Below are 12,194 nucleotides of genomic sequence, written 5' to 3' on the forward strand. Positions count from 1 at the left end.
ATGAGCAGCATGAGTAAGTTCAAGAAACTGGCCGGAATTTCAGCGTTCGCGTTCGCTGCGATGACCATGGCGAACTCTGTAAACGCCGCTAACTGGCGCTATGCGCACGAAGAGTACGAAGGCGACGTTCAGGACGTATTCGCGTACAAGTTCAAGGAATACATTGAGGACAACTCTGACCACACCCTGCAGGTATACCGTTTCGGCGAGCTGGGTGAGTCTGACGACATCATGGAGCAGACCCAGGCAGGCATCCTGAACTTTGTTAACCAGTCACCCGGCTTTACAGGCTCCCTGATTCCGGAAGCGCAGATCTTCTTTATTCCTTACCTGATGCCGACCGACATGGATACGGTGATCGAATTCTTCCGCACCAGTAAAGCCATCAATGAAGACTTTCCGGAGCTTTACGCAGAGAAGGGACTGGAGCTTCTCAAGATGTATCCGGAAGGGGAAATGGTTGTAACGGTTGATGAGCCGGTCACCCAGCCCGAGGACTTCAACAACAAGAAGATCCGGGTCATGACCAACCCGCTGCTGTCAGAAACCTATTCTGCCTTCGGCGCGACACCGACCCCGCTGCCCTGGGGTGAAGTCTATGGTGCGCTGCAGACCAACATGATCCAGGGGCAGGAAAACCCGATCTTCTGGATCGAGTCCGGCGGTCTTTATGAAGTGTCCCCGAACCTGGTCTTCACCAAGCACGGCTGGTTCACCACTGCCATGATGGCCAACCAGGATTTCTATAATGGCCTGTCTGACGCCGACAAGAAACTGGTTCAGGACGCTGCAGACTTTGCCTTTGAAGAAATCATTGTGCACATCGACGGTCTGGCTGACGAAGCCCTGGCCAAGATCCAGAAAGCCAGCGATGAAGTCACCGTCACCCGTCTGAACGACGAACAGATCGAAGCCTTCAAGGCCCGTGCGCCCCAGGTGGAAGAGAAGTTCATCGAAATGACTGGCGACAGTGGCAAAGAACTGCTGAACCAGTTCAAGGCAGACCTGGAAGCAGTTCAGAACAATTAAGACTAGTGGAACCACTCCCGCCGGCTCTGGCCGGCGGGCAGCTGTGCTAACCCCGCCCCGCCGGGGATTCCCTACCGGCAGGGAGCGACATGCTCTGGAGCAGACCCCATGTCCGAGAATTCCCCGGATCTTGAAGACGACACCGGCACCTACGAGTCCGGCCTGCCCGGATTTCTGGGGACCATCGATGAAATCATTGCCAAGGTCGAGGCGTTCATGCTGGCCGCTGGCGTCATCCTGATGGCAATCAATACCTGTGTGAATGTCATTGCGCGGTATGTATTCGGTGAAGGCCTCTTTTTCTCAGGTGAAATCAACCGGATCCTGATTATACTCATCACCTTTGCCGGCATTGGCTATGCAGCCCGCCACGGCAGGCACATCCGGATGTCCGCAATCTACGACGCACTGCCAGTCAAGGGCCGCAAGGTTTTGATGATCATCATCGCCCTGTTCACGTCTCTTGTGATGTTCTTTCTTTGCTACCACTCCTTCGGATACATCGAAACTCTTTACAGTCGTGGGCGTATTCTGCCCGCCCTGGGCTTTGAGATCTGGTGGATTTATATCTGGGTCCCGATCGGTTTTGCCATTACAGGTATTCAGTACCTCCTGACGGCCATCAAGAACTTCACCAGCAAGGATGTTTATCTTTCCACTGGGGTTGTCGACGGCTACGCGGATACAGAATCGGAAGTATGAACCCTGCAGCTGACGTTAAGGAAGGATAGGAAATCATGGCAACTATAATGATGTTGATCATGATCGGGTTGCTGCTGCTGGGCTTCCCGATGATGGTTCCGCTGATCACAGGTGCGGTGGTCGGCTTTGTAATGATGTTCGATGGCTTCGGCCAGATGGGCACCTTCGTCCAGCAGATGATGGGCGGTATCCGGCCCGCCTCACTGATTGCTGTGCCGATGTTTATTCTGGCGGCGGACATCATGACCCGCGGTCAATCCGCTGACCGGCTGATCAACATGGTCATGGCGTTCATCGGCCACGTAAAAGGCGGCCTTGCCATCAGCACCGCCACGTCCTGCACGCTTTTTGGTGCCGTGTCCGGATCGACCCAGGCTACGGTGGTAGCCGTTGGTTCGCCTCTGCGGCCCAAATTGCTCAAAGCGGGCTATTCAGACTCGTTTTCGCTGGCACTGATCATCAATTCCAGTGACATTGCCTTTTTGATACCCCCGAGTATTGGCTTCATCATCTACGGGGTTATCTCCGAGACGTCCATTGCCGAGCTGTTCATTGCCGGTATCGGGCCAGGCTTGATGATTCTGGTCATGTTTTCCATCTACTGCCTGATTTATGCTCGCGTCAACAACCTCCCGACCGAGGAGAAGTCCACCTGGCGCCAGCGGGTCATATCCATGCGCGAGGCTCTATGGCCGCTGTTTTTCCCAGTTATTATCGTCGGCGGGATCTACGGGGGTATCTTCAGCCCGACAGAAGCGGCGGCCGTTTGCGTGCTCTACGCCTTCCTGCTGGAATTCGTAGTGTTCCGCTCACTCAAGCTTGCTGACATCTATCGTATTGCAAAGTCCACCGGCCTGATCACTGCTGTCGTCTTTATTCTTGTAGCCGTGGGCACCGGCTTCTCCTGGATCATTTCCTTTGCCCAGATTCCCCAGGCCATTCTGGACGCAGTCGGAATTAGCGATATGGGCCCCGTTGGCGTGCTGATTACCATCTGTATCGCTTTCTTTATTGCCTGCATGTTCGTTGACCCGATCGTGGTGATTCTGGTGCTGACGCCGATCTTTGCACCGGCTATCGAAGCTTCTGGCATCGACCCGGTTCTGGTGGGCGTGCTGATTACCCTTCAGGTAGCCATCGGCTCGGCAACGCCACCGTTCGGCTGTGATATTTTCACCGCCATAGCGATATTCAAGCGCCCTTATCTCGAGGTTATTCGCGGCACGCCGCCATTCGTAATCATGCTGATATCCGCTGCCGGGTTACTGATTGCGTTCCCGCAAATTGCGTTGTTCCTGCGCGACCTGGCCTTCAGGTGATCTGATCATCCTGAAGAGTGAATACAAAGGAGTACGACATGTTCAAACGGATTCTGGTGGCGGTAGACGGCTCGATGACCTCGTTCGAGGCCTTGAGCAAGGCTATTGAGCTACAAGAACTGACTGATGCGGAGATCTACCTGCTGTGTGTGTACAAGCATCACAGCCTGTTTGAGGCATCTCTGTCGATCGGACGACCGGCTGAAATGGACATCCCGGATAAAGTGCTTTCGGAATATGCCAAGGATGTGGTCAATCACGCGAAACAACTGGCGGCGGAACGCGGCGGCAAAAATGTCCGCGGCTTCGTCAAAGCCGGTAAACCCTCAAAAGTCATTGTAGAGTTTGCCAAAGAAAAAGGTGCGGACCTGATCGTCATCGGCACCAAGGGTACGCACAGTGACAAAGATGGCCTGTTTCTGGGCAGTGTTTCACACCGGGTTGCATCTCACGCCAAATGCCCGGTTCTGGTGGTGTGACCGTTCAACCAGAGACTTCGACCCGATTACGACCGGCTGACTTGGCGCGATAGAGCGCCTTGTCTGCCAGGGTCAGAAGCTGCAACGGCTTCGCACAGCTGGTTTGCCTTGTCCCTGGCGGCTTCCGATGTTGCCCCCGGCATGACCACCACAAACTCCTCACCGCCATACCGGCAAACAATATCACTCTCCCGGAACTGGTTCTGGAGGATGCCTGCAACTATCTTCAGGGCGTTGTCCCCGGCTTCGTGGCCGTGGGTATCATTAAATCTCTTGAAGTGGTCAATATCGACAATCAGCAGGGATAACGGCAAGTCGTTGCGCTGGGCGACGGCGCTTTCGTGCTCGAAAAGCTGATCGAAGTAGCGGCGGTTCTTGAGCCCGGTGAGCGCATCCTCGTAGGAAAACTTCTGCAGCTCCTCCAGCAGGAGTACACCCTCTGTCAGGTTGCCCGCGCTGGCCCACTCCACGTTCACCCAGAAGCACAGAGTGGCGCTTTCGATGTTTCTATCGCCCCTTTCAGCACCAGCACCCAAATAACCACCACGGCCAAAGAGAACAGAAGCATGTCCCAACTGACCGGGACCCGGCGGCCAGGTAATCCCACATCAAAGGCTTGTACGCAATCAGCAGACTGGCCTGGCTTTCCGAGACCAGCATCGGGGCGGAAGCCAGGGTAAACAGCGAGATACCTGCAAAGGTTTTCTTTTCTGTTTGCGGCAGCGCAAAAATGATGGCCAGCAATGCGATCAACGTGGCAAAGCCTGCGATCACCAGAGCTTCGAGGGAATTCTTGAGGATGTATAACACCAGATCCGGGTGGTCCATGATGGAGACTTCACCCCACAGACCGATATCCGTCTAGTTGGAGAAGATCCGGAAGTACACCGGTTTGCCTTCGTAATTCTCGGGCAGCACGATTTCATGCCAGGGCCTGCCTTCGAAGCGGCCACGCCCGTCAGCGTTGAACTCTCCGTACTGGTAGATTTTTTCACCCTCGAGCCAGACCTGAACAATGAGATCGACACTGAAGATGTAGAGGACGGGCTCCTGCCACTCGCCGGTTGGCAGGGTGACCCGGAACCAGACGTTTTCACGTCCTTCACGGCCGGGTGGATTGGAGGGGAAACCAATGCTGTTCCATTTTTCGGGTGCATCCTGCAACACCCACTTCGGGATACCATCGTTGGTGAAAGGTGAGTCACCCCAGCGGTATTCCCAACCCTGAGTTTTGTAACGATTAGCCCAGATTATAGCCCAGTCCCTGCGAAATCCGGAGCCCTCTGTCAGGGCATCCGACCGGTGCGCTCAAGACGGTTCGTCACCATACGATGATAAAGCCGGCTGAGCAGGGGCCGGATCACCGGCAGGCTGATAATCCATGCCAGAGGTTTGAGCAACGGCACGCGCGACATCAGCAGGATGTAGGCATCCAGCTCACTGTGGATATGGCCGTTCTGGTCCTCCACGTGCAGCTCCTTGAGCGCCATATCCGGGTCGATACCCCGGGCTTTCAGTTCTTCATCCCGACCCGTAATATCCACCCACTCAACCTGATCGGCAGCCCGGCCCGCCAGGCGTTCGTACTGGCGCCGGTCCCGCCGACAGCTGGGGCAGGCTCCATCGTAGAAAACACGAAGGGTATTGCCGCTCTCTGTCATTGCGGCCTCACCACCCATTCCGGGTCCTCAAACTCACCAATGGGTTTGATATCCACAAACGGCGCAGCACTGCGAATGATAGCGGCCACCTCAGGGTTATGCTGCCCTTCCATGGCATCCCGCTGTTCCTTGCTCTCCCAGGAGGCGATGGCAATCAGGGTGTTGGGGTCGCCAATCTTGCGGTGCAGCTCTGTACCCCGGGCTCCGGGCGCCTGCTGGATAATTTCGCTCGCTCTTACCCAGGCATCCGCGTATTCCTCCGCCGTGTGGCCTTCCCGGATATGCACTTCGAAAATAAACTTCATGAGACCTCCCGGCGACTGCCAGTCCAATCCGGTCGCGTTATCCCGTGATTGCGGCGAACACCGTTAACGTGAGGAGCGGCCCATCACCAGCAGCGCCAATAGCGCAGAGCCCACCATCAGCAACAGTGCCACCGCATTGAGCACGGGCGTCGACCCTTCCCGAAGGCGATTGAACAGGGCCACCGTCAACGGTGTATCACTACCTGTCAGCATAACGGTGGTATTGAAGTTTTCAAATGACATCAGGAAGGCCATGGCGGCGGCTCCGAAAATAGACGGCAAAAGCCAGGGCAGAGTCACGGTAAACCAGGCCACCAAAGGCGTGGCGCCCAGATTCAGGGCGGCTTCTTCCAGCTGGGGGTCGAACTTGCGCAGGCGGGCGGGAATCACCAGCGGCAGCAGCATCAGCAGGTACAGGAATTCCTTGCCCCGGAACTGTACCCGTTCAAACAACACGGCATTAACACACCCCAGGGCACAACGATTTCGCGCAGCACCGTGCCGTGGCCGCCACCCAGGTCGTAGCCGGCTTCGACCAGGTTCTCATCCATGCCATCGAGGGTTGTCACCAGTGGCACCGCCATGAACAGAAGGCCGTTGTACACCAGGCCGATGATGACCGCAACGTCGTTGTGGAGCATTTCCACCGGACCATCGACCCAGCCCAGTGCCTGTAGCCAGGAACTGAACAGGCCGCTTTCACGCAGCAGAATCATCCAACCGTAAGTACGCACCAACTCACTGGCCCAGAACGGAATCAGGCAGGCCAGAAACAGAATGCCTTTCGAACAGCCTCTGGCAAGACGGGCAATGTACCAGGCAATGGTGTCCCAGCTTTCCCGGACCTGGAACGATACCCGGAGCATCTGGAGATGGGGCAAGATCACCAGCAATACGATCCAGAGCAGGAACGGAGTGAGCAGCAACCAGAGGGATAATCGACTGACCGACGACCTCACAGACTCTCGGCTCCAAAAACCCTGGCCAGGGCCGGATTCCAGGCCAGCCGGATTGAACTGTCGGCAGACAGCCTGGGTGCCGAGCCATCCTGAGGCAGGCGGGCGTATACCGGTTGCCCACAGTTCTCTGCCTCGACCCGGCTGTTGGCCCCATCGAACAGGGTGGTGCGCACTTTCGCCTGCATCGATGAGAAGCCGGCACTGAGCGCATCCCCAGACAGCACCAGGGATTCGGGCCGGATATACAGTTCGGCCCGATGGCCGGTTCGAAGATTGTCCGATGCCACCCTGCCCTGAACCAGCACACCATCATCCAGACGGATTTCGGCCAGATCAAACCCCGCCCCGACTGTGGCGGAGCTTGGAAATCATGTCTTCATTGTTGGAGAGGGTCACCTGTACATCGATGCCGGTCTCCTCCTCAAACTGGGCGACCACATCATCCGGGGCGTAGCCACCCGAGGTGATCAGGCGCAGATCTTCGGCCAGCGTGGTGCCGGAAAAACTGGCGGTGGCAAGGGCTGCAGACAGCAAAAAAAAGCACGGTTCCGTGTCGAACGAGAGGGCATGATCATAACGTGTCCTTACTGGTGGCAATTCCAGAAGTTTGCTAACCATTTGTTATCAGGAAGTTATAGACCATGTATTGCAGTTTTGTGAAACCCGGCGCAAAAAAACGGAGGCCGCAGCCTCCGTTTTCAGCGGTGCCATGAAGTATCGACGCGCTCAACGCCCGGACTTCAACATCTCCCAGTACTTGGCATAGACCTGCAGGGCGTCGTCACCGATGTCGGTCTGGAACTCGGCATTGATCATGTCGGTGGCGTTCGGATAGCTTGCCCGGTTATTCGCAACTTCGTCCGGCAACAGGTCCCTCGCCGCCAGATTTGGTGTCGCATAACCAATCTCCTCGCTGATCAGGGCGGAGATTTCAGGCTGCAGTACGAAACTGATGAACTGGTGGGCCGCTTCCGGATTCTTGGCGTTCTTCGGAATCACGAAGCTGTCCAGCCAGGCAATGATGCCTTCTTCCGGATACACGTATTCCAGCGACTCCATGGTGTCCTTGCCCATCACGGCTTCGCCGTTCCAGATCATGCCAACATCGGTCTCGCCCTCCAGATACGGCATGCGGGGCGCATCGGAATTGAAAGTACGAACCGAGGGCATCAGCTCGGAAAGCTTTTCATAGGCCGCCTCGATCTCCTCCGGGTCGGTACTGTTACCGGAGTAACCCAGTACCCGCAGACCAACATGGAAAACCTCCCGCATGTCGTTGGTGAGCATCACGCGCCCCTCGAAACGGTCTTCCCACAGGTCTTCCCAGGCGGTGACAGGCTCCCCTTCGATGTCTGCGGTGTCCACGGCCAGCCCTGTGGTACCCCAGAGGTAGGGCACGGAGAATTTGTTCGCCGGATCGATATCCAGGTTCACCAGCTCGGGATCCAGATTATCAAACCCTTCGATCTTGCTGCGATCGATCGGCATCAGCAGGTCTTCCTGGCGCATCTTGCTGACGTAGTAGGTAGACGGCACCGCAAGGTCATAGGCTGCGCTGTCATCCAGCAGCTTCAGACGGGCATACATGGCCTCGTTACTGTCGTAGGTCGTGTAGACCACCTGAATGCCCGTTTCCTCGGTAAAACGGTCGAGGACTTCCTGAGGCATGTATTCGGACCAGTTATAGAGGTTGAGAACCTGGGGCTCCTCGGAACTGCACCCCGTCAATCCCACTGCCAGCAAGCCGGCCAGTGCCAGTTTCTTCATCGTTTGCTCCTTATCAGAATCCATTGAGACAACATCAGCATAACCAGTGAAAACGCCAGCAACAGTGTGCCCAGGGCATTCACCTCGGGTTTCAGGCCCACACGCACCATGGAGTAGATGCGCAGAGGAAGAATTTCATAGCTCGGGCCACTCACAAAGGTGCTGACCACCACATCATCGAGAGACAGTGTAAACCCTAGCAGCCAGCCTGCCAGTAACGCCGGCATGATCACCGGGATCAGCACGGTGCGGGTCATCGTAAAATCAGAAGCGCCCAAATCCCGGGCGGCCTCGGGCAGGCTCTCGTCGAAACCACTCAACCGGGCCATGACCGTGATCACCACAAACGGGAGGCAGAAGGTGACGTGGGCCAGCAGCAGCGATACATAGCCGAGCTGCAATCCCACCAACAGGAACAGGGCCAGCAACGAAATAGCCAGGACAATCTCCGGCGACATCATCACCACAAACAGCATGCCGTTGAGCAGCTTCTTGCCCCGGAATCGGTACCGGTGCAGGGCCAGGGCCGTCAGGGCACCGATAACCGTGGACACCGTGGCGGCAGACAGCGCCAGCCAGAGGGAATTCCACATGGCATTGACCATGGCCCGGTTATTGAAAAGCGCCTCGTACCAGCGCAGGCTGAGCCCGCCCCAGGCATAGCCGGTTCGGGATTCATTGAACGAGAACACCACCAGCACCACGATGGGCACATAGAGAAGGATGTAGACCAGTGTGAGATAGGTTCGGGGCAGCCACCGTGTCATCAGGCACCCTCCTCGCCAATTCGCCGCTTACTCAGGCGATGGGCGAACATGAGGAACGCCATGGTCACGGTAAGCACGATGCTGGCGGCAGCCCCGAAGGGCCAGTTACGGGCATCGAGAAACTGGTTCTTGATTACGTTACCCACCAGCAGGTTTCTCGATCCACCCAGGATATCCGGAACAAAGAAAAGCCCCATGGCCGGCAGCAAGACCAGCATCACGCCGGCCAGAACACCCGGCAGGGTAAGCGGGACAATCACATGGATAAAGGTGGACAGCCGACCCGCGCCGAGATCGTGGGAAGCCAGCAGCAGTTCCTGCTTCAGATCCTCGAATACCGAATACAACGGCAGGATCATGAACGGCAGCAGCAGATACACCAGACCAATGATCACGGCGCCCTCGGTATAGAGCAACTGCAGGGGCTCATCGATCAGCCCGATCGACATCAGGGCGCTGTTCAGCAGACCGTTGGTGGCCAGAATCAGCTTCAGGGCGTAGGTGCGCACCAGGGAGTTGGTCCAGAAAGGCACGATCAGCAGGAAGATCAGTATCAGCTGACGCTGTTTGCCAACCTTGGAGAGCGCCCAGGCAAACGGATAGCCAATCAGCAGGCACACCAGTGTGGTCATGGCCGCCATGTACAGGGAGTGCAGGAAAACCTCCAGATACAGCGGGTCAAACAGCTGGCGATAGGCATCCAGATTCAGGGGCAGAGACAGGAACGAGACCGGGTCCCGGGTCATGACACTGGCACCGACCACCAACAGGTTCGGTGCCAGTACCAGGAACAGGAGCCAGCCCCAGACCAGAATCAGAACGGCAGTCTTGAACGGCTGCTGCATAACGCTATGCATCGGCCGACAGTTCCTCTTCGGATACCGCTTCGTCGGCTTCCCCGGGCAACAACCACTCCCAGCCGTCTACCCAACTGACCTTGACCGGTTCGCCCAGGCGGTAATCGAAGGCCGGATCGTCCTCATCAAAAAACTCGCTGGCCAGCACTTCGGTGCCATCATCCAGGTGAATCACCGAGTCCAGGGTACTGCCCTTGTAGTTACGCTCGACAATCTTGCCGGCGACACCGTGTTCGTCGTCAGGCTCCAGAACCCGGATATCTTCCGGCCGAAGCAAAACGTGCAGGCGCTGGCTTTCGCGAACCGGGAAATCCGGACGCCGCAGGGTTCGTTTGAGGCCGAAGACATCCACGGTAATGGAACCGTCCTGAGCCGAATCAACCATACCTGGGAAAAAGTTGGTCTCCCCGACAAACCGGGCGGTAAACAGGTTGGCCGGTCGCTCGTAGACTTCCCGGGGCGTGCCAAGCTGCTGCACCACGCCATCCTTGAGCACCACAACGCGATCCGACATCGACAGCGCCTCTTCCTGATCGTGGGTCACGAACACAAAGGTGATGCCGAGCTCCCGTTGCAGGCGCTTCAGCTCAACCTGCATGGTGCGGCGCAGCTTGTAGTCCAGGGCCGAGAGCGGTTCATCGAGCAGTAGCAGCCGAGGCCGCTTGACCACCGCCCGGGCGATGGCAACCCGCTGCTGCTGGCCGCCGGATAGCTGATGGGGCTTACGACGGGCGAAATCCTGCAACTGGACCATGGCCAGCGCTTCATCGACACGCTGGCGAATCTCGTCCTTCGGGCGCTTCTCCATTTTCAGGCCATAGGCCACGTTGTCGAACACCGACATATGGGGGAACAGCGCGTAATGCTGGAATACGGTATTGAGCGGACGGTTTTCCGGGGCAGTGTGGGTGAGATCGTCTCCCGCCAGGGTGATGGTGCCCCCGTCAGGATGCTCGAAACCGGCCATCAGCCGCAGCAAGGTGGTCTTACCGCAACCGGAGGGGCCCAACAGGGTAATGAACTCGCCATCGTAGATCTCAAGATCCAGACCGTCGAGCACCGTTTTGCCACCGAATTGCTTGGAAAGATTGCTCAGGGATAGCAGTGTCTGTTTCATCGGCGCTGCCCAAGGAATGAGCGGCCTATTTTTCCAGAAACCAACACAAACAAAAAGGGGGCGTCGGGGTAATTCAGCCCCGATGCCCCTTTGCCTGGCAGCGCTTTCCAGCCTTCTACAGGCTGGAACGCATCGTCAGGATTCAGTCTTCGGCCACACTGTTCAGGTAGGCCTTGTCTGAAATGTTGGTCCACTGACGAACCTGCTTAAGGTAGTCACGCTGGGACTCGATGATTTCTTTCGCCAGCGGATCGTCCTCGGCGGCCTCAGCCAGCAGCCGGTTGGTGGTGCTGCGCAGGGCATCAATGACTTCCGGCGGGAACACCTTGTGAGTCACGTCCGGGTAGTCTTCCTTCATGCGATCCCAGGCCACGCCACTTTGATGGGTGCTCTGGATGTACATGTCATAGGCGGCGGTGCGCATGGCGACCCGCAGGATCTCCTGAAGATCCTTTGGCAGCTCTTCCCAGGTCTCCTTGTTGATCAGGAACTGGACTTCCGCGCCCGGCTCCTGCCAGCCCGAATAGTAGTACTTGGCGATCTGGTGGAAACCCATCTGGAAATCCAGGGCAGGACCGACCCACTCAACGGCATCCACGGTGCCACGCTCGAGTGCGGTATACAGCTCACCCGGCGGCAGGTTGGTCACGGCAACCCCCAGCTCGGACATAACTTCGCCGGCAAAGCCCGGAGTACGCATCTTCAGGCCCTTCAGGTCTTCCAGCGAGTTGATTTCCTCGCGGAACCAGCCACCCATCTGGTTGCCGGTATTACCACCCGGGAAGGACAGCATGCCGTAGGGCTCATACACCTTCTGCATCAGCTCCATGCCTTCGCCGTGGTAGAACCAGGCGTACATTTCTGGCGCGATCAGCCCGAACGGGATGGTGGTGAAGTACATGGCGTTGGGGATGGTGCCCTTGTAGTAGTAGGACGCGGTATGCCCCATGTCGTACTGGCCGTTGCGCACCAGATCAAAAATCCCGAACGGCGCCTTGTGCTTGTTGGACGGATCAATGCGGATCTGCAGCCGGCCATCCGACATGGTTTCCGCCATGTCGGCCATATGCTGAACAGTCTCTCCCAGTACCGGAGAGTTGGGCCCCCAGGTTTGCGCAAGGCGCAAGGTGAAGTTTTCCTCGGCCACCGAGGACACGCTGAACACAGTGGCTGCAGCGGCCACGGCCGCAAGCAGTGTTTTCCGGATTATCATTGTGTTGGCTTCCATTATT

General features: G+C 57.2%; 18 protein-coding genes. 4 read left to right on the forward strand and 14 right to left on the reverse strand.

Annotated features, from left to right (window positions below; genetic code table 11):
* The 4 genes from BM035_RS08685 (at position 1) to BM035_RS08700 (ending at position 3,529) form a co-directional block, all read left to right on the forward strand.
* Positions 1-1,029 (forward strand): TRAP transporter substrate-binding protein, encoded by a 1,029-nt coding sequence (locus BM035_RS08685; RefSeq protein WP_053113805.1) that lies wholly within the window; start codon positions 1-3, stop codon positions 1,027-1,029.
* A gap of 108 nt (positions 1,030-1,137) precedes the next feature.
* Positions 1,138-1,731: a TRAP transporter small permease gene (locus BM035_RS08690; RefSeq protein ID WP_008177210.1), complete on the forward strand. Its 594-nt coding sequence runs from the start codon at positions 1,138-1,140 to the stop codon at positions 1,729-1,731.
* Between the two features lie 35 nt (positions 1,732-1,766).
* Complete coding sequence (locus BM035_RS08695) at positions 1,767-3,050, forward strand: TRAP transporter large permease (RefSeq protein ID WP_053113803.1); 1,284 nt, start codon at positions 1,767-1,769, stop codon at positions 3,048-3,050.
* Between the two features lie 38 nt (positions 3,051-3,088).
* A complete protein-coding gene (locus BM035_RS08700) occupies positions 3,089-3,529 on the forward strand; it encodes a universal stress protein (protein WP_053113801.1) in 441 nt (146 codons plus the stop codon).
* A gap of 26 nt (positions 3,530-3,555) precedes the next feature.
* Here BM035_RS08700 and BM035_RS22935 read toward each other — a convergent pair whose 3' ends face one another.
* From BM035_RS22935 to BM035_RS08755, 14 genes are all read right to left on the reverse strand, one after another.
* Complete coding sequence (locus tag BM035_RS22935) at positions 3,556-4,065, reverse strand: GGDEF domain-containing protein (protein ID WP_241956194.1); 510 nt, start codon at positions 4,063-4,065, stop codon at positions 3,556-3,558.
* On the reverse strand, positions 4,049-4,357 hold the full coding sequence (locus BM035_RS22940) for a hypothetical protein (protein WP_241956193.1): 309 nt from the start codon (positions 4,355-4,357) through the stop codon (positions 4,049-4,051). Before BM035_RS22940 ends, BM035_RS22935 begins: the two co-directional genes overlap by 17 nt.
* Positions 4,358-4,390: 33 nt before the next feature.
* The gene (locus BM035_RS22945; RefSeq protein WP_053113798.1) at positions 4,391-4,693 is read right to left on the reverse strand and encodes a hypothetical protein; all 303 of its coding nucleotides are present in this window, start codon (positions 4,691-4,693) and stop codon (positions 4,391-4,393) included.
* A gap of 122 nt (positions 4,694-4,815) precedes the next feature.
* A complete protein-coding gene (locus tag BM035_RS08710) occupies positions 4,816-5,208 on the reverse strand; it encodes a thiol-disulfide oxidoreductase DCC family protein (protein ID WP_227507868.1) in 393 nt (130 codons plus the stop codon).
* A complete protein-coding gene (locus BM035_RS08715; RefSeq protein ID WP_053113794.1) occupies positions 5,187-5,495 on the reverse strand; it encodes an antibiotic biosynthesis monooxygenase family protein in 309 nt (102 codons plus the stop codon). Before BM035_RS08715 ends, BM035_RS08710 begins: the two co-directional genes overlap by 22 nt.
* A gap of 63 nt (positions 5,496-5,558) precedes the next feature.
* Entirely contained in the window at positions 5,559-5,948 is a 390-nt protein-coding gene (locus tag BM035_RS08720; RefSeq protein WP_254775440.1) for an ABC transporter permease, read from the reverse strand.
* Complete coding sequence (locus tag BM035_RS08725; protein WP_254775441.1) at positions 5,900-6,454, reverse strand: ABC transporter permease; 555 nt, start codon at positions 6,452-6,454, stop codon at positions 5,900-5,902. Before BM035_RS08725 ends, BM035_RS08720 begins: the two co-directional genes overlap by 49 nt.
* Positions 6,451-6,759: a TOBE domain-containing protein gene (locus BM035_RS08730; protein ID WP_254775442.1), complete on the reverse strand. Its 309-nt coding sequence runs from the start codon at positions 6,757-6,759 to the stop codon at positions 6,451-6,453. The genes BM035_RS08725 and BM035_RS08730 overlap by 4 nt, the downstream gene beginning before the upstream one ends.
* A 28-nt stretch (positions 6,760-6,787) precedes the next feature.
* Positions 6,788-7,072 carry a hypothetical protein gene (locus BM035_RS22630; protein WP_254775443.1) on the reverse strand — a complete coding sequence of 95 codons (285 nt, stop codon included), beginning with the start codon at positions 7,070-7,072 and terminating at the stop codon, positions 6,788-6,790.
* Positions 7,073-7,180: 108 nt separating this feature from the next.
* Positions 7,181-8,221, reverse strand: a complete 1,041-nt coding sequence (locus tag BM035_RS08735; RefSeq protein ID WP_092031179.1) for an extracellular solute-binding protein — start codon at positions 8,219-8,221, stop codon at positions 7,181-7,183.
* Positions 8,218-8,988, reverse strand: coding sequence for a spermidine/putrescine ABC transporter permease PotC (gene potC, locus BM035_RS08740; protein WP_092031181.1), 771 nt, complete (start codon positions 8,986-8,988; stop codon positions 8,218-8,220). The genes BM035_RS08735 and potC overlap by 4 nt, the downstream gene beginning before the upstream one ends.
* Positions 8,988-9,845, reverse strand: a complete 858-nt coding sequence (gene potB, locus BM035_RS08745) for a spermidine/putrescine ABC transporter permease PotB (RefSeq protein WP_092031182.1) — start codon at positions 9,843-9,845, stop codon at positions 8,988-8,990. The genes potC and potB overlap by 1 nt, the downstream gene beginning before the upstream one ends.
* Positions 9,838-10,962 carry a spermidine/putrescine ABC transporter ATP-binding protein PotA gene (gene potA / locus BM035_RS08750; RefSeq protein ID WP_092031184.1) on the reverse strand — a complete coding sequence of 375 codons (1,125 nt, stop codon included), beginning with the start codon at positions 10,960-10,962 and terminating at the stop codon, positions 9,838-9,840. The genes potB and potA overlap by 8 nt, the downstream gene beginning before the upstream one ends.
* 142 nt (positions 10,963-11,104) lie before the next feature.
* Positions 11,105-12,175, reverse strand: coding sequence for a TRAP transporter substrate-binding protein (locus BM035_RS08755; RefSeq protein ID WP_175497369.1), 1,071 nt, complete (start codon positions 12,173-12,175; stop codon positions 11,105-11,107).
* Between the last annotated feature and the right edge of the window lie 19 nt (positions 12,176-12,194).

Source organism: Marinobacter sp. DSM 26671, from assembly GCF_900112835.1.
Lineage (GTDB): Bacteria > Pseudomonadota > Gammaproteobacteria > Pseudomonadales > Oleiphilaceae > Marinobacter > Marinobacter flavimaris.